Origin of the sequence: Shewanella sp. 10N.286.51.B2 (genome assembly GCF_041469265.1) — a bacterium.
In the GTDB taxonomy this organism is placed as follows: Bacteria; Pseudomonadota; Gammaproteobacteria; order Enterobacterales; family Shewanellaceae; genus Shewanella.
Genome location: NZ_JBFRKH010000050.1, coordinates 25,298 through 43,212, shown reverse-complemented (window position 1 = coordinate 43,212; position 17,915 = coordinate 25,298). Strand labels below are relative to the sequence as shown.

General features: G+C 41.6%; 14 protein-coding genes. 10 read left to right on the top strand and 4 right to left on the bottom strand.

The features are described from left to right. Positions 1-681 precede the first annotated feature (681 nt). Entirely contained in the window at positions 682-1,956 is a 1,275-nt protein-coding gene (locus AB4140_RS14005; RefSeq protein ID WP_372001412.1) for a CinA family nicotinamide mononucleotide deamidase-related protein, read from the top strand. Positions 1,957-2,034: 78 nt separating this feature from the next. Here the strand turns inward: AB4140_RS14005 and AB4140_RS14000 are convergent, their stop codons facing one another. The 3 genes from AB4140_RS14000 to argE form a co-directional block, all read right to left on the bottom strand. After that, positions 2,035-2,571, bottom strand: coding sequence for a DUF1439 domain-containing protein (locus tag AB4140_RS14000; protein ID WP_372001408.1), 537 nt, complete (start codon positions 2,569-2,571; stop codon positions 2,035-2,037). Next, on the bottom strand, positions 2,571-5,219 hold the full coding sequence (gene ppc / locus AB4140_RS13995) for a phosphoenolpyruvate carboxylase (protein WP_372001406.1): 2,649 nt from the start codon (positions 5,217-5,219) through the stop codon (positions 2,571-2,573). Before ppc ends, AB4140_RS14000 begins: the two co-directional genes overlap by 1 nt. 125 nt (positions 5,220-5,344) lie before the next feature. Then, positions 5,345-6,496: an acetylornithine deacetylase gene (gene argE / locus AB4140_RS13990; RefSeq protein WP_102440348.1), complete on the bottom strand. Its 1,152-nt coding sequence runs from the start codon at positions 6,494-6,496 to the stop codon at positions 5,345-5,347. A 261-nt stretch (positions 6,497-6,757) separates the two neighbouring features. On the opposite strand from argE, the gene argC reads away from it, so the two are divergent. The 5 genes from argC (at position 6,758) to argH (ending at position 12,185) form a co-directional block, all read left to right on the top strand. Continuing rightward, complete coding sequence (gene argC / locus AB4140_RS13985; RefSeq protein WP_372001404.1) at positions 6,758-7,738, top strand: N-acetyl-gamma-glutamyl-phosphate reductase; 981 nt, start codon at positions 6,758-6,760, stop codon at positions 7,736-7,738. A 14-nt stretch (positions 7,739-7,752) separates the two neighbouring features. Continuing rightward, a complete protein-coding gene (argB, locus tag AB4140_RS13980) occupies positions 7,753-8,535 on the top strand; it encodes an acetylglutamate kinase (protein WP_102440346.1) in 783 nt (260 codons plus the stop codon). A gap of 11 nt (positions 8,536-8,546) precedes the next feature. Continuing rightward, on the top strand, positions 8,547-9,452 hold the full coding sequence (locus AB4140_RS13975) for an ornithine carbamoyltransferase (RefSeq protein ID WP_372001402.1): 906 nt from the start codon (positions 8,547-8,549) through the stop codon (positions 9,450-9,452). Positions 9,453-9,518: 66 nt separating this feature from the next. Continuing rightward, entirely contained in the window at positions 9,519-10,739 is a 1,221-nt protein-coding gene (locus AB4140_RS13970; protein WP_372001400.1) for an argininosuccinate synthase, read from the top strand. Between the two features lie 75 nt (positions 10,740-10,814). Further along, on the top strand, positions 10,815-12,185 hold the full coding sequence (gene argH / locus AB4140_RS13965; protein WP_102440344.1) for an argininosuccinate lyase: 1,371 nt from the start codon (positions 10,815-10,817) through the stop codon (positions 12,183-12,185). A gap of 135 nt (positions 12,186-12,320) precedes the next feature. On the opposite strand, the gene AB4140_RS13960 is transcribed toward argH, so the two are convergent. Then, positions 12,321-14,942: a penicillin-binding protein 1A gene (locus AB4140_RS13960; RefSeq protein WP_198589290.1), complete on the bottom strand. Its 2,622-nt coding sequence runs from the start codon at positions 14,940-14,942 to the stop codon at positions 12,321-12,323. Between the two features lie 188 nt (positions 14,943-15,130). Here AB4140_RS13960 and AB4140_RS13955 point away from each other — a divergent pair, with 188 nt between their 5' ends. From AB4140_RS13955 to AB4140_RS13940, 4 genes are read left to right on the top strand one after another with little or no spacing between them, the layout of a single operon-like run. Next, positions 15,131-16,210, top strand: coding sequence for a pilus assembly protein PilM (locus AB4140_RS13955; protein WP_102440342.1), 1,080 nt, complete (start codon positions 15,131-15,133; stop codon positions 16,208-16,210). Beyond that, the gene (locus AB4140_RS13950; protein ID WP_102440341.1) at positions 16,198-16,776 is read left to right on the top strand and encodes a PilN domain-containing protein; all 579 of its coding nucleotides are present in this window, start codon (positions 16,198-16,200) and stop codon (positions 16,774-16,776) included. Before AB4140_RS13955 ends, AB4140_RS13950 begins: the two co-directional genes overlap by 13 nt. Then, the gene (locus AB4140_RS13945) at positions 16,773-17,387 is read left to right on the top strand and encodes a type 4a pilus biogenesis protein PilO (protein WP_076541990.1); all 615 of its coding nucleotides are present in this window, start codon (positions 16,773-16,775) and stop codon (positions 17,385-17,387) included. The genes AB4140_RS13950 and AB4140_RS13945 overlap by 4 nt, the downstream gene beginning before the upstream one ends. After that, on the top strand, positions 17,387-17,902 hold the full coding sequence (locus tag AB4140_RS13940) for a pilus assembly protein PilP (protein WP_102440340.1): 516 nt from the start codon (positions 17,387-17,389) through the stop codon (positions 17,900-17,902). Before AB4140_RS13945 ends, AB4140_RS13940 begins: the two co-directional genes overlap by 1 nt. Positions 17,903-17,915: the final 13 nt, after the last annotated feature.

Genomic DNA, 17,915 nt, shown 5'->3' with positions numbered 1-17,915 from the left:
CAAGCGCCTAATTTCTCTCGTAAGAGAGTCGATAAAGCCCTGACTTAACAGTCAGGGCTTTTTTCGTATTGGGGGGAAACAACAATACCTAATGCTGATAACTTGAGTCATTAGCTGCAACATATCAGCGTGAGCGGTGAGTGTGGACGAATGCCCATGTGAAAGTAGGGTGTAATGTCTGTGATTATAAAGCAAGGTTTTATACAGACATGGAACGCGAAGGATTTATCCGCAGCTGAACATCGCCAAGCGCCTAATATCTCTCATAAGAGAGTCGATAAAGCCCTGACTTAACAGTTAGGGCTTTTTTCGTTTTTAGGATATAAATATCAACAAGTTCTGATAATTGAAGTGTTTAACCATATTTTTCTGAATATAAATGTGGGCAATAAGCCAATGTAGAACCAGCTTTAAGTCAATGGCCTAATTTTTCTAAATAGAATAATTAGCCTATTACTTAAGAGTCAGGCTTTATTGTGTTTGTGATTATAGCGCTGCTTACAATTAATAATTCACTTAAGAACCTGTTGAGTGCACAAGTTGAACTTAAAACAACCTATTGCAGTATTAAATAGCAGTAACGTAATGCAGCTATCATGATGGTAAGCTATCTTGTAGGTTATTTTGCGGATTTAATCTTGCTTGTTGTTTCTTTTCAAGACAGGCTTTTTAGGGATAATGATGAAACTAGAGATGATTTGTACTGGCGAAGAAGTACTATCTGGCCAGATTATAGATACTAATGCTGCCTGGGTTGCTAATACCATGATGGAGTTAGGTATTGAAATGCAGCACCGTATTACAGTTGGTGATCGCTTAGTTGATCTTGTTCAAGCATTTATTGATAGAAGCCATCATGCCGATGTGATTATTATTAACGGCGGTTTAGGGCCAACCAGTGATGATATGTCAGCAGAAGCGATGGCGTTAGCTAAGGGGGAGCCTTTAGTTGAGAATGTTGAATGGCGAGAGAAATTAATTGAATGGTTTTCGCGTAACAACCGTGTGATGGCCAAGAGTAACCTTAAACAGGCTTGGTTACCTGAGTCTGCAGTAATGATTGATAATCCTGTTGGAACAGCATGTGGTTTTAGAGTTAAGTTAAATAAAGCATGGTTATTTTTTACTCCCGGTGTTCCTTTTGAATTAAAGCACATGATCACCGAGCAGTTTATTCCTTTTATTAAGGCTGAATTTAAAGCTAGTGAAAACACTGCGCTAAAAAAACTGCTTACCATAGGTCATGGGGAGTCTTCTTTAGCTGATAGCCTAGCGGATTTAACTTTGCCTGATGGTGTCACCTTAGGTTACCGCTCTTCTATGCCACATATTGAGATTAAAATATTTGCTCGTGGCGATGAAGCAATTAGACAACTCTCAAGCGTGACCCAAGAAGTCAAAGCGATTCTCGGTACTGCAGTGGTCGCTGATGATAAGCCCACACTTGCTGCAGAAATTCATCAACGTTTATATCAATCTGGTTTTAGTTTAAGTGTTGCAGAGTCTTGTACTGGCGGTTTAGTAACGAGCCAGTTAATTGATTTTGCAGGCAGCTCATCTTATTTACATCATGGCTTAGTGACCTATAGCAATGAATCGAAAGTCAAAGTACTAGGGGTTAATCCACAGGTTTTGGATGATCACGGCGCGGTTTCTATTCAAACTGTTGAGGCTATGGCTAAAGGCGCTAGAGAGATTTTAGATAGTGACTACGCCTTATCTACTAGTGGCATAGCTGGACCTGATGGAGGTTCAGAGGAAAAACCTGTTGGGACAGTGGCCATTGCGCTGGCGACTAAAAATGCGGTATATAGTCAGATGATTAAAGTTTCCAGCCGCTCACGAAGTTTGGTGCGCAGTTTAAGCGCTGCAGTTGCCTATGACATGTTACGCAGAGCATTATTAGATGAAGCGATTATTGTTGATTACCCATCAATAAAACGTTTTGATAAGTAATTGAGCGTATTGTCTTTATATAAAAAAAGTAGCAATATTTATTGCTACTTTTTTTTGTTTCTGTTGAGTTATTAAGGTTTAAAACTTAATGACAATCTTGCCTTTTTGCACTTCAATCTCTTTGGTGATTGAGGCCATTAGTGCTTGATTAGCATCATTTTCATCCAGCACGTAGACAGGTTGCGATGCTAGAAAAGTACTAAGAAACATCATTAGCTGTGGTGTGATTGATGAAAGCATTTTTTCAATATCTGCGGGGGTTGATTTAACCTCAACCAAATCTAACTTCTTTAAATAGATGCTTTTGGTTTCAACGTCATACCAAGGCTCAGCCTCAAATGTTGTCACAAGATCCGCTTCTATAGATTTGAAAGGGTTTTTAACGGCCATTCTTGTTTGGGCTGTGACCGAAATAGTATTGGGCTTGTGGCCCAATTCTACTTCCATATCATTGAGTTTAAGTTGAAGCCCAAAAACTTGGTTACCTTGGGAGACTTCATAATGCATCTCGTTATTTAGGTAATCTTCAACTTCAGACTCACTAATGCTGTACTGAGTGGCGCAACCAGTCAGTAATAGCATTAGTAAACCTAAACCACATTTAAGTATGCGCATTAGCCAGTGTTTCTCATTCCTGCTGCGACGCCAGCAATGGTTAACATCAGTGCAAGTTCAACTTGTTTAGATGCTTGATCTTCATTACGGGTACGAGCGAGCAATTCAGCTTGTAAAAAGTTGAGTGGGTCAATATACGGGTTACGTAACTTAACAGACTCGCGGTTCCAAGGTGTATGCGCCATTAACTCTTCTGATTGGGTTAATGACAATACCTCATCAATACCTAATTGTAGGCTGGCGCGCAGCTTTATGCCCAAATGTTTTAATTCATCAGGAACAAGGCAGCTATCGTAATAACTAGCAAGGTTTGGCTCCGCTTTCATGTATACCATTTCAAGCATTGAAACACGGGTCTCAAAGAATGGCCATTGTTGCTCCATTTCTATGAGTAAATCAGCTTCACCTCGTTGTGACGCGGCTTGTAGTGCTTCGCCTGCACCTAACCATGCTGGTAGCATTAGGCGGTTTTGAGACCATGCAAATATCCATGGGATGGCACGTAAACTCTCAATGCCGCCATCGACACGACGTTTTGCTGGGCGACTCCCTAATGGCAGTTTACCTAGTTCAACTTCAGGTGTCGCTGCGCGAAAGTAAGCCACAAAATCAGGCTCTTCACGGACGATGCCGCGATAGGCTTTAACTGAATCATCTGCTAAGCGCTGCATACAGTCACGCCATTGCTGTTTAGGCTCAGGTGGCGGCAGTAAGGTTGCCTCCATAACTGCTGAAGTATATAAAGCCAAGCTTTGAACGGCCACTTTAGGTAGGCCAAATTTAAAGCGGATCATCTCCCCTTGTTCGGTGACACGAATTCGACCATCAACAGAACCCGGTGGTTGCGATAAAATTGCTTTATGAGCTGGTCCGCCGCCTCGGCCAATGGAGCCACCACGACCATGGAACAGCATCAGTTTTACATCTGCTTTCTTACATACTGCTACTAATTGCTCTTGGGCATGATATTGCGCCCATGCAGCAGCAATCACGCCGGCATCTTTGGCTGAATCAGAATAGCCGATCATCACCTCTTGCATGCCTTTGGTGTAACCGCGATACCAGTCAATATTAAGCAGTTGAGTCATGCAATCTGCTGCTGTGGTTAAATCACTTAATGTTTCAAACAATGGCACTACGCGCATTGGATGCTGGCAGCCACTTTCTTTAAGTAATAACAGCACCGCTAATACATCTGATGGCTTACTTGCCATTGAAATAACATATGAACCCAGTGCTGTCGCAGGCTGGCTTGCAACCAGTTTACAGGTGTTAAGCACTTCTTGTACGTCAGCCGTTGGTTGCCACGTGCTTGGAATAAGCGGTCTGCGACCTGTTAGTTCACGTAATAAAAACGCCTGCTTTTCGTTTTCATCCCAGTGATCATAGTCACCTAGGCCTAAGTAGCGTGTTAGCTCGGCAATGACGTCGCTGTGACGTTCAGCATCTTGGCGGATATCCAACCTGAGCATATGGATACCGAAACAGGCCATACGGCGAAGAATATCTAACAATAATCCGTTGGCAATAAGCCGCATACCTGATGAGGTTAAACTACGGTATAGCAGCTCTAGTGGTAGCTTTAAGTCTTCAAGTTCCCAAATAGTTTCATCAGGTTTCATATCGACTTGATGACCTTCAAGGCGGATATTTAAGTAGTCGATGGTATTACGTAATTTGTTACGTAGATCACGCAGCACATCACGGTAGGGCTCTTTACTGTTATTGGTTAATGCCATCAGTTCTTCACTGGCATCTTCCATGGATAATTCATTAATCAGCTTAACGATATCTTTGAGGTATAAGCGTGCGGCAGCATGGCGGTTTCGTAGTAATACTTCTTGTGTGACGACTGAGGTAACAAATGGATTACCGTCTCTATCTCCGCCCATCCAGCTAGAAAAACGTACTGGGCATATGTCTGTGGAAATTTGTTTGCCCGTTTTAGCTTGTACATGATCATTGAGCTGGCGTAAGAAGTCGGGTACAGCTTGCCATAGTGATGTTTCAATTGTGCTAAGTCCCCAGCGAGCTTCATCAACAGGGGTTGGCCTGTCATGACGAATTTCATTGGTATGCCATATTTGTGCGATGAGCTGGCGTAAGCGTAAATGAGATTGGCCTATTTCTCGCTCAGTTAGTTGCTGATTTTCTTGCTCTGTCAGACAATCGACCACCGCGGAGTATTTTTGAATGAGGGTGCGACGTGAAATCTCGGTGGGATGTGCTGTGAGTACTAAATCGATATCGAGGTTTTCAAGACACTGAATAACCTCTTGCTCATTGGAGCTGCTGTTAAGCATTCGTCCAAGTAGCTGCTCTACTGGATCCGGTGTACATACAAGCTCATCACAATTACGGCTAATGGTATGGAATTGCTCCGCGATATTCGCCAAATTAAGGAATTGATTGAAGGCTTTGGCAAAAGGAACTAATTCTTCATCAGGAAGCGAGTTGAGTAAAATGAGCATCTGTTGGCGTGATTCTGCATTTCCTTGGCGGGATTCTTTAGCCAAAATGCGGATTTGCTCGACCTTTTCGAGAAAACCTTCACCAAGATGATCGCGCATAGTATCACCTAAAATTTGTCCTAAGTTGCTGACATTAGAACGCAAGGATGCATACATATCGGCGGTTTGATCTGCCATAATTACTCCATAAGTTACTTAATAAGCGGTGACAATTTTTCCATAAGCTTTAGCACAATAGCGAGCGACAACTGCTTGGTCAATGGCTGATGAGATAAATTCAAAAGCCATTAATCTGCTTGTTGTTATTTAATACAAGCTTGATAAATCAGTTTTTTAATGAGCTCAACCGTTGGGGTTAAATATTCAAGGCCAATATATTCATCGGGCTGATGGGCCTGATTGATACTCCCGGGGCCAAGTACTAATGTTTGACAGCCTAATTGATTTATATAAGGCGCTTCAGTGGCGTAATTAACCACTTCAGCTTGGCTATTAGCAAGCTCAGTAACCAGCTTGGTCCAATAACTATCAGCTTTTCCTGCAAATGACTCAGAGCCTGGGTATAAGGTGCGTACTTCAATACTGCCTGGATATTGCTTATTAATTTCAGCAAGGTAGTTAATGACCATTAACTCTAAATCAGCTAATTCAATACCGGGCAGTGGGCGAATATCAAGGTGTAAGTCGCAGCAGCCACAAATACGGTTGGCTGCATCGCCGCCGTGAATATGGCCAAAGTTCATGGTTGGGTAGGGCACGCTAAAGGCATCTTCTCGGTAGTTTTCACTTAAGTGTTGCTTGAGCTTTATTAACTGACCTGTGACTTGATGCATTATCTCGATGGCATTAAGCCCACGTGCAGGATCTGATGAATGACCACTGCGACCAATAACGCGAATACCTTGGGCTAAATGGCCTTTATGCATATACACCGGCTTTAAGCTGGTTGGCTCGCCGATAATGGCATAATCTGGTGCTATAGATGTTGATTCAGCAAAGGCTTTAGCGCCATTCATGGTGGTTTCTTCATCGGCACTGGCAAAAATATGTAATGGACGCTTTAACTCAGTTAATGGGATGTCTTTTAACGCTTCCATGATTAGGGCAAAAAAGCCTTTCATATCGCAGGTACCTAGGCCATACCAGCGATTGTCTTTCTCAGTTAATTCAAATGGACTTTGGCTCCAACGACCTTCATCAAAGGGAACGGTATCGGTGTGGCCAGCTAATAACAAGCCGCCTTTGCCAGAACCAATGGTGGCGACAAGGTTTTGTTTACCTCTGCTATCAGCGACAGTACTAATTGTGCAGTCAAACCCCATGTCGCTAAACCAAGACTGTAGCAGTGCAATAACTGCATGGTTACTCATATCTTGTTCTACTTCTAAGGCACTGATTGAAGGTAGTGCAATCAACTGTTTAAAAGCATCTTTTAATTCTGGTAGTGAGTTCATAAGGGCCTTTTATAAATATTTAATTAAATAATCATTCATAATTATTGCATAAGTAATGTTTTGTGTTAGTCTAGCAAACAGCTAAGGAATTCACCATAACTTGATAAATATTTAAGAACTATAGATATGTATGTAATTGCGATTCAATTCACTGTAACAGATCCCAAAGTAAACTATTCTCGACGATAGTTTTAATCTCGAGCACCCTGCTCATATTTCAAATAAAAATTAATAGTTTACTGACTTAAAGATGACAACATAATGAAAAAAATCGCAATAATTGGTGCTAGTGGTTATACCGGAGCACAAATCACCGCTCTTATTGATGCGCAAGCGTCACTATCGATCCAAGGCTTATATGTTTCTGAAAACAGCCTAGATAAAGACCGGTTATTAGCAGATCTATACCCGAGTTATCAACACATTCAAATTCCTCTGTCACCGTTATCGGCTGATGCTAAACAAGCCATCGTTGATCAAGCTGACGCTGTTGTATTAGCAACAGAGCATTCAGTTAGTTTGGAATTGGCCGCATTCTTTTATAACCAAGGTTTAGCTGTATTTGATTTAAGTGGCGCATATCGGTTTGCTGATACCGCTCAATATCCTAAATGGTATGGTTTTGAACATACTCAAGCAGCAGTGCTTGCTGATGCGGTTTACGGCCTAGCAGAATGGAACGCGCAAGCCATTGCTAATAGCAAAATGATTGCTGTGCCAGGTTGTTATCCAACTGCATCACTCACAGCGCTAAAACCATTAAAACCATTGTTAACTGATGCTTACCCTGTAATTAACGCAGTCAGTGGTGTGACCGGTGCAGGCAGAAAAGCCCAATTGCATACCAGTTTTTGTGAAGTCAGCTTAACCCCCTATGGTGTATTAGGGCATAGACATCAACCAGAAATCGCCACCCAGCTGGGTCAAGAAGTTATCTTTACCCCGCATTTAGGTAATTTTAAGCGTGGAATTTTAGCCACCATTACTGTGCAACTTAAAGCGGGTACTACAGAAGCTGACATTGCTAAAGCTTATGGCGTATATGATGACTCGCCACTGGTGAGCGTAAAGCATAACCAATTTCCTAAAGTCGATGATGTGGTGCTAACACCCAATTGTATCGTGGGCTGGAAGTTTGACCCGCAAAGCAATTACCTAGTGGTCGCTAGCGCCATTGATAATTTAATGAAAGGCGCTGCAAGCCAAGGTCTGCAGTGCATTAATATTCACTTCGGTCTATAACAGGAGCCTTGATTATGTCTAATACCAACCCTGTTATCGTACTTAAAGTGGGTGGCGCGCTGTTGCAATCAGAGCCTGGCATGGCAGAGTTGATGTCAGTAGTTGCTGAAATGATGCAGCAAGGGCAGAAAGTGATTTTTGTTCACGGCGGTGGTTGCTTGGTCGATGAACAGCTTGAAGCTAATGGCAAGCAAACGATTAAGCTTGAGGGCCTGCGTGTTACCCCTGCTGATCAGATCCCGATTGTTGTTGGCGCTTTGGCAGGCACATCGAATAAAATTTTACAGGCCGCGGCAATTAAAGCTGGCATCGTCAGTGTGGGCATGAGCTTGGCTGATGGCAATATCGTCAATGCCAAAATTAAACATGAAAAGTTAGGTTTGGTGGGGGAAGTATCACCGAATGATCCGAGTTATTTAACTTATTTATTGTCGCAAAACTGGTTACCTATTTGCAGTTCAATCGCGATTTCACCAGCGGGCGATATGCTGAATGTCAATGCCGATCAAGCCGCTACCGCATTAGCTAAACTCGTTGCCGGTCAGCTGGTGTTATTGTCAGACGTACCCGGTGTACTTGATGCTAAAGGTGAGTTAATTGCCCAATTAGATCAACAACAAATTAGCTCGCTTGTGGAGCAAGGTGTGATTGAAAAAGGCATGAAAGTAAAAGTTGAAGCGGCATTAGAGGTCGCTCAATGGATGGGCAAAGCCGTACAGGTCGCCTCATGGAAACAACCCCAACAATTAATAGCATTAACTAACGGACAATCCGTTGGCACTCAAATTCAGCCTTAGGAGCAAAGCTAATGGAACACTTATTATCACTTAAAGACTTGTCGCAAACCCAGCTATTAGACTTACTGGCTTTGGCGAAAAAAATTAAAGCAAACCCAGCTGATTATAATCAAGCGCTGGCAGGCAAAAGTGTGGTGATGTTATTTGAAAAGCCATCACTGCGTACTCGAGTAAGTTTTGATATCGGTATTAACAAGCTAGGTGGTCATTCAGTTTATCTTGATCAACAAAATGGTGTATTAGGCAAACGTGAGCCAGTATCTGATTTTGCGACTAACATTTCGTGCTGGGCAGATGCGATTGTAGCAAGAACTTTTTCGCATACAACTATTGCGGGTCTTGCTGAACATGCGTCAGTTCCGGTGATTAATGCGCTATGTAATTTGTACCACCCTTGCCAAGGCTTAGCAGACTTTTTGACCTTATCAGAGAAGTTTGATGATGTAAGTAAAGTGAAATTAGCTTACCTAGGTGATGGTAACAATGTGACACACTCTTTGATGTATGGCGCTGCTATCTTAGGTGCGACCATGACTGTAGTTTGCCCGCCAGGCCACTTCCCTGACGGCAATATTGTCTGTGAAGTACAAGCTTTGGCTGCCAAGCATGGTGGCAAGCTTATCTTGACCTCGGATGTGAGTGAAATGGGCCCGCAAGATGCCATATACACAGATACGTGGATCTCAATGGGCGACAATACTTCAATGGCAGAAATTGAAGCGAAATTTAAGCCTTATCAAGTTAATAGTGAATTAATGAATAAGGTAGGTGCCAATTACTTTATGCATTGTTTGCCAGCTTACCGTGAAGTGGAAGCAACAGCAGAAGTAGTGGATGGTGAAGGTTCACTTATCCTCCAGCAAGCAGAAAACAGAATGCATGCACAAAACGCCGTATTGGTTACTTTGTTAGGTTAATAAATCATATTTTCATCAGCTGGCGTTAGCGAGCTTTTATAAAACAAATTTACGTTAGGAATTACCATGTCAATTGCAGCACAACCAAATATTAAAAAAGTCGTATTAGCTTACTCGGGTGGATTAGACACCTCAGCGATTATCCCATGGCTAAAAGAAACCTATGATAATTGTGAAATTGTCGCCTTTTGTGCTGATGTTGGTCAAGGTGCAGAAGAACTTGAAGGTTTATATGAAAAAGCCATCGCATCAGGTGCTTCAGAGTGTTATATCGTCGATTTAAAAGAAGAGCTGGTGGCTGATTATATTTATCCGACTATTGCCACAGGTGCTATCTATGAAGGTACGTACTTACTGGGTACCTCAATGGCGCGTCCAATTATTGCTAAGGCGCAAGTAGAAGTCGCCCGTAAAGTTGGCGCTGATGCGGTATGTCATGGTTGTACCGGTAAAGGTAATGACCAAGTACGTTTCGAGGGTTGTTTTGCCGCACTTGCACCAGAGTTAACCGTTATTGCGCCTTGGCGTGAATGGTCAATGGTCAGCCGTGAAGATTTGCTTGATTACCTTGCTGAAAGAAATATTGAAACTACAGCGTCAGCGACTAAGATTTATAGCCGTGATGCCAACGCATGGCATATCTCTCACGAAGGCGGTGAGTTAGAAGATCCGTGGAATGAGCCAAGCAAAGAAGTATGGACCATGACAGTGGCACCAGAAGATGCCCCAAGTACCCCTGAGTATGTTGGGCTAACCATCGCCAATGGTCGTGTTACTCATGTTGATGATGTTGCGCTATCTCCATATGACGCACTAATGAAGCTAAATGAATTAGCTGCAGCACACGGTGTTGGTCGTATCGACATTACCGAAAACCGTTTAGTGGGCATGAAGTCTCGTGGCTGTTATGAAACCCCTGGTGGAACAGTGATGTTTGCTGGCCTACGCGCAATCGAAGAGCTAGTGCTCGATAAAACAAGCCGTGAGTGGCGTGAGCAAGTCGGCGCACAAATGGCTCATCTTGTATATGATGGACGTTGGTTTACGCCATTGTGTAATTCATTGATTGCCGCGTCAGAATCTTTAGCTGAATTAGTTAACGGCGAAGTGGTCGTCAAACTTTATAAAGGCCAAGCAAGTGTGGTGAAAAAGCGCTCTCCAAACAGCTTATATTCAGAAGAGTTCGCGACCTTTGGTGACGACAATGTTTATGACCAAAAAGATGCAGCAGGCTTTATCCGCCTTTACTCTTTATCAAGCCGTATTAGAGCATTAAATACCAAGTAATTTCCTGTTATTTAAGATTGATACGGGGCTCATATAGCCCCGTTTTTATAGAATAAGTTAAAAGAGGGTATCGACATGGCGTTATGGGGCGGAAGATTCAGTCAAGAAAGCAGTGCATTATTTAAATTATTTAATGACTCATTACCAGTAGATTATCGTTTAATTGAAGAAGATATTATTGGCTCAATTGCATGGGCTTCAGCAATCACTTCAGTGGGCATTTTAACCCAAGCAGAATGTGAGCAATTGCATGGTGCGCTAAATGAGCTACTTAGCGAAGTTGCTGACAAACCAGAATTGATTATTGCTTCTGGCGCAGAAGATATTCACAGTTTTGTGGAGCAGTCTTTAATTGCCAAAGTAGGCGACCTAGGTAAAAAGCTGCATACAGGGCGTTCGCGTAATGACCAAGTAGCCACAGATTTAAAACTATGGTGTAAAAAAGAAGGTCAGCACTCACTTACATTACTGAAAAAGCTCTCTGCTGAACTTGTTAAGCTTGCTGAGCGTGAAATTGATGCTGTGATGCCTGGCTATACCCATCTGCAAAGAGCTCAGCCAGTCTTATTTGGCCATTGGTGTTTAGCTTACGTAGAAATGTTTGAACGTGACATTAGCCGTTTAGAAGATGCACTAAAGCGTGCTGATACTTGTCCATTAGGCACTGGCGCCCTTGCGGGAACAGCTTATCCAATGGACAGGCATCAAATTGCACAATCATTAGGCTTTGCTGCGCCAACCTTAAATAGCTTAGATTCAGTGTCAGATCGTGATCATGTTGTTGAGTTATGTAGCGACGCTTCAATAAGCATGATGCATTTAAGCCGTATGGCTGAAGATTTAATTTTCTTTAACAGTGGTGAAGCAGGTTTTATTGAGCTTGATGACGAAGTGACATCTGGTTCATCTTTAATGCCACAAAAGAAAAACCCTGACGCCTTAGAGTTAATTCGAGGCAAAACGGGCCGTGTCTATGGCAGCTTAATGGGTATTCTTACTACCATGAAAGCATTGCCACTGGCTTATAACAAAGATATGCAAGAAGACAAAGAAGGCTTATTTGATGTCATGGATAGCTGGTCTATTTGTCTTGAAATGGCAGCATTAGTATTAAGTGGCTTGCAAGTTAACCGTGAAAGAACTTTAGTAGCAGCTCAGCAAGGTTATGCTAATTCTACCGAGCTTGCAGATTATCTGGTCGCTAAAGGTATGCCATTTAGAGAAGCGCACCATGTTGTTGGTGAGGTGGTCGTGGCTGCCATTGCCAAACAAACTCCATTAGAAGATTTTGTTATTTCAGAGCTACAGCAATTTAGTCCAATTATCAGTGATGATGTTTATGAGTGCTTAACGATTGAGTCATGCTTAGCAAAACGTGAAGCTTTAGGCGGTACCTCGTTAGCGCAAGTAAAATATGCATTAGCGCAGAAACAAGCTAATAGCTAAACAATATGTAAGCCTTATTAGTTTATATTTGTTTCTTTTAGGCTTAAATGAAAAGTCCGCAGTGATTAATCATTGCGGACTTTTTAATGCATTAACACCAGACTAATTTTTAAAAATAACTGCTGGTGGATTTATTTACTGAAATAAATCATCTGCCGGATTCTCTATAAACAGATCATCTTCGATAACTTCTTCTGTGGCATATTCAGTCGGCTCAGTGCCTTCGATAAAATATTCAAATGAAGTGGTGTAATCTGTTTTACGGGTTAATTTGCCACTAGCTAAGTCAATACGCGCCGAAATAATCCCTTTAGGTGGAATGCTCGCAACTTCTTCGGTACCAGTGAGCGCTTGGTTCATAAAATCATTCCAACCAGGCCCTGCTGTTTTTGCCCCAGCTTCAGCCCCTGATATTTGATTTTCAGGACCATCGGCAACCCAGCTGGTTCTGCCTAGTTTACGGCTGTGATCGTCAAAACCAACCCAGAATGTCGAGGTGAGAGTGGGGTTAAAGCCACTAAACCAAGTATCGCGGGATTCATTGGTGGTACCGGTTTTACCTGCAATGTCACGACGCTTTATCAAGCGTGATGCTCGCCAAGCGGTACCATTCCAGCCTGTGCCTTTACTCCAATTGCCGCCACCCCAGATTACACTTTTGAGGGCTTCAGTAATTAAGAAGGCGGTTTGCTCAGAAATGATCCTAGGAGCGTAGCGCGCGTTTTCATCTCCACAAGCAGCAATACCAGTATCACTAATATTAGAACTAGTCTCAGCACTAGCAAGTGTATTGTCTAAGCTGTTTTCAGTTTCAACTGGTGCTTGCTGTGAGCTAACAAACTCATTAGCCATTGCTGCAAAAGGGTCATCAATGCTGTTGGTTGTCTTATTAGTCGCATCATCAACCTCATTGACATCTGGGGTGCAGGCCAGTGCAGGCGACGCTTTTTCAATGACATTGTCATATGAGTCAGTAACCTTACTAATATAATAAGGTTCAACTAAATAGCCGCCATTAGTAAAGACATTAAAGGCGGTGGCGACTTGCAGTGGTGTTACTGAAGGGGACCCTAAAGCGACAGATTCATTTCGTGGTAAATCAGCAGGGTCAAATCCAAAGTCAACTAAGGTATCTATGGTGTTATCTAAGCCAATATGACGCATGGTACGAACGGACATTACGTTGATAGACTGAGCTAAGCCAATGCGTAAACGTGTTGGACCGCCATAAATGTCAGGTGAATTTTTTGGTCGCCATGCCGTACCTTGACGAGTATCGGGCTTATTAATCGGCGCATTATTGATTAATGTTGCAAGGGTGTAGTCTTTTTCAAGCGCGGCAGCATAAATAAACGGTTTGATATTAGAGCCTAATTGACGCTTGGCCTGGGTGACACGGTTATACTGGCTTTGACTAAAGCTAAAACCGCCCACCAAAGTGCGAATAGCGCCATCGCTTGGTTCTAATGAAACCGTTGCACTTGAAACCTGTGGAATTTGAGATAATTGCCAAAACTCGCCATTATCTCTAATCCATACCTTTTCACCGACAGTTAAAATATCCGCTGCTGTTTTAGGTGGCTTACCTTGACGGCGATCGTTAATAAATTTGCGAGCCCATTTCAGGCCATTCCACTGGATGACAACTTCTTCACCTTTAGTATTCAGTAAAGTTGCTTGTTGCTCACTAACCGACATGACAGCTGCTGGAATAATACCTTGTACTGCAGAGGTCGTTTTAAGGTTTTCTATAATGTCGCTGGTGGCCAGAGGTGTATCTGTCCACAAGGTGCTAATTGCTCCACGGTAGCCATGACGCTGATCATAAGCAAACACATTATCGCGTAGGGCGCTTTGAGCTTTTAATTGCAGATCTGAAGAAATGGTAGTGTAAACGTTATAACCATTAGTATAGGCGTCTTCTTCACCATACTTATTTACCATATAATCACGTGCCATTTCAGAAACGTAAGGTGCATATAGATCTATTTCTGCGCCATGATATTTCGCGGTTATAGGGGCATTTATGGCTTCTTGGTATTGTGTCTCGGTGATATTGCGTTTTTCCAACATGCGGCCTAAAACCCAGTTACGGCGTGTCATGGCACGATTCGGATTACGAATTGGATTAGCTGCAGAAGGCGCTTGGGGTAAGCCGGCAATCATGGCCATTTCTGGCAGAGAAAGTTGGGCTAAATCTTTGCCATAATACACTTGAGCTGCAGCGCCGACACCATAGGCACGGTTACCTAAAAATGAGCGGTTTAAATATAATGTGAGGATTTCTTCTTTAGATAATGCTTTTTCAATTTTTAGCGCAAGAAAAATTTCTTTCGTTTTACGAATATAGGTTTTTTCACGGGATAAGAAAAAGCCTCGAGCCACTTGCTGAGTAATGGTGCTGGCGCCTTGGCTTTTTTTGCCTGTAGTAACCAAAATAACGGCTGCGCGAATAATACCAATAGGATCGATACCCTGGTGTTCAAAGAAACGTGCATCCTCGGTATCTAATACCGCATTAATTAATTGCTGAGGCACATCTTCATATTCAACCGGTATTCGTCGTTTTTCACCAAATTGAGAAATTAATAAACCATCTTGACTATAAATTCTTAAAGGTGTCTGTAGTTTGACCGTTTTAAGCGAGTTTACATCCGGTAATTCTGGTAAAACGTAGAAATAAGCAGCGACAATGGTGCCGACGCCCAATAAAGTTAAGCTAAAAATAGCAATAAGTATTCGTTTAAACCACTTCACCAAAATAATCCAAAGTTCGACAATATGGCTTCTAGTATATAAGCGGGAGGGTTTTTGGTGAAGTAAAAACATGAAAACAAAAAAAAACTAGTTGTAAAATGTAGAAACATTTTATACAAATACTTATAACGAGTTGATTTTGTGCTAATCTATTTTAAAATATAAAATAATAAATGCGATGATGGAATATGCTTTCTAAATTTTGGAAGCGTCAAGCTCCGCAAATGGTGGGGATCGATATTGGATCCCATGAAATAAAGGCCATATTGCTGGGTAAGACTGCTGATGGATATAAAATTCAAAATTATATATCAGCTCCTTTACGAAAAGGAGCTGTAGTTGATCATGAAATTCGTGATTCTGAAGCTGTTATTGAATCATTAAGGCACATAAAGCGTGGACTACCGAAAGGTATTAAATCTGCCGCAGTGTCTGTTTCTGGTTCTGCTGTGATGACAAAAGTGATTTACATGGACGCTTCATTAAATGAAGAAGAAATGGAAGCGCAAATTGAAATTGAAGCAGATAATCTTATCCCTTATTCACTTGATGAAGTGAGTATCGACTTTGAAACTCTTAATCCCAACACTACCGACCCAACAAAGGTAGATGTGTTATTAAGTGCTTGCCGTACTGACAACATTGATTCAAGAATGGATTCACTTGATGCAATTGAGCTTGATACCAAAGTGGTTGACGTTGAAGCTTATGCTTTAGGGCGTTCAGCAGAACTTATTCTGGCTCAACTTCCTGAAGGGGCCAATGAAAAATCCGTTGTGCTAGTGGATGTTGGCGCCAATATGACGACATTTGCGGTTGTAGAAAATGGCGAAACGACATTTATTCGTGAGCAAGCATTTGGCGGTGAGTTATTTACCCAATCAATTCTATCGTTTTACGGTATGTCTTACGATGAAGCTGAAAATGCTAAAGTCACAGGTGATTTACCACGCAATTATATGTTTGAGGTGTTATCTCCATTTCAAACCCAATTATTACAACAAATAAAACGTACCTTACAAATTTACTGCACTGCCAACGGCAAAGATAAAGTTGACTATATTGTCTTAAGTGGTGGCACTGCAAAACTTGAAGGTATGACAACGTTATTGGCTAATGACTTAGGGGTGCATTCAATTGTTGCTAACCCTTTTCAAGGTTGTTTACATGCTGATGATGATATTAAAAACCAAATAGAACCTAGTATCAGTAAATATATGGTTGCATGTGGTTTAGCGCTTAGGAGTTACGCTCAATGGCGAACATAAACTTACTACCTTGGCGTGAAGAGGCCAGAGAAAAACACAAACGAGACTTTATTGGCATATTAGCGTTAGTGTTTTTAATGACCTGTTTAATTGTATTTCTGGCATTGAGTTTTATTGAAGTCGTTATCGACGATCAACGTGCTAGAAATTCATACTTACAGTCTGAAATATCATTATTAGACTCGCAAATTGCCGAAATTAGAAAAATTAAAGCGCGTAAAGATGATATTGAACGTCGCACTAAAATTATTCTAGACCTGCAGCAATCTCGTAATTTGCCAACACATGTATTAGATGAACTAGTTAGAATTGTGCCGCCAGGAATTTATCTTTCCAGTATTGAAAAGAAAGGTAGCTTGTTGTGGATTGAAGGTCGCAGTGAATCTAATAATAACGTCGCGAATATGATGAGAAAAGTTAAAACATCTCAATACCTCAATGATCCAAGCATGCAGTCAATTGTTAGTCATAATGAAAACTTACGACAATTGCAAAAGTTTAGATTAAGAGTGACTATTTTTGATGACCAAATCAGTACTGGCTCAAGCCAAGGAGGTCAGCAATGAATCTTGACTTAGAGCAGTTTAATGATATTGATTTTGAAAATATTGGCGCTTGGCCTGCATTAGTTAAAATTGTATTTGCTGCTTTTTTATCTATCTGTGTACTTGGCGCCAGTTATTATTTATTTATTTCCGATGCGATAGATGTCCTTAATGCTGAAGAAAGAAAAGAAATAACCCTAAAAGAAGACTTTCAAACTAAATATCGTTTGGCGGCAAACTTAAAACTGTATCGTGAGCAACTTGTGGTAATGGAAGCTCAGTTTGCAGAACTTTTAAAAATGTTACCATCTGAAAATGAAATGCCAGGTTTACTGGATGACACCACATTCGTAGCAACAGATGCTGGACTGCGAATTAATAGCTTAGATTGGGATACTGAAATTGAGCGTGATTTCTACTTAGAATTCCCGATAAAAATGTCAGTTGTAGGTGATTATCATAAATTAGGCAGCATGGTAAGCGGTGTCGCAAAATTGCCGCGGATTGTCAGCTTGCATGACTTTGTCATTAAGCGTGATGATTCAGGTAGTCTATCGATGGATATTTTAGCTAAAACCTATCGATTTAAAGAAGGTGCGAAAGTACCTGCGAATAAGAAGGGGAAGAAATAATGAAACTCTTACCCTTATTACTCATCATGCTATTGCTAACAGGTTGTATTGGTGACAGAAGTGATTTGGAGTTGTTTGTAACAACGACTAAATCCCAGCATGTTGCTCGCATTCCTCCGTTAAAAGAAACACCTAAGTTTGAGCATTTTGCCTATCAAGCAGAGCTTATGCGAAGTCCTTTTGTTCCACCTTCTCGAGAGCTCACAGAGGAAGTGATTGACACAAGTAGAGATTGTTTACAGCCAGATTTGAAACGTCGTAAAGGGCGCTTAGAAACGTATGCTATAGATAATTTAAAAATGCGCGGTACGTTAAGTGAAGATGGCACAGTTTGGGCCTTAGTTGAATCATCAGATACCAATGTTTATCGCTTAGGTGTCGGTGAGTATCTTGGACTTTACCATGGCAAAATAGCTGAAGTCACACCGCAATACATTGAAATTATAGAATTAATTCCTGATGGTTCAGGTTGCTGGGCTGAAAGAGCAAGCAACTTAGAACTTTCTGGCAAATAATGCGAAGGATGAG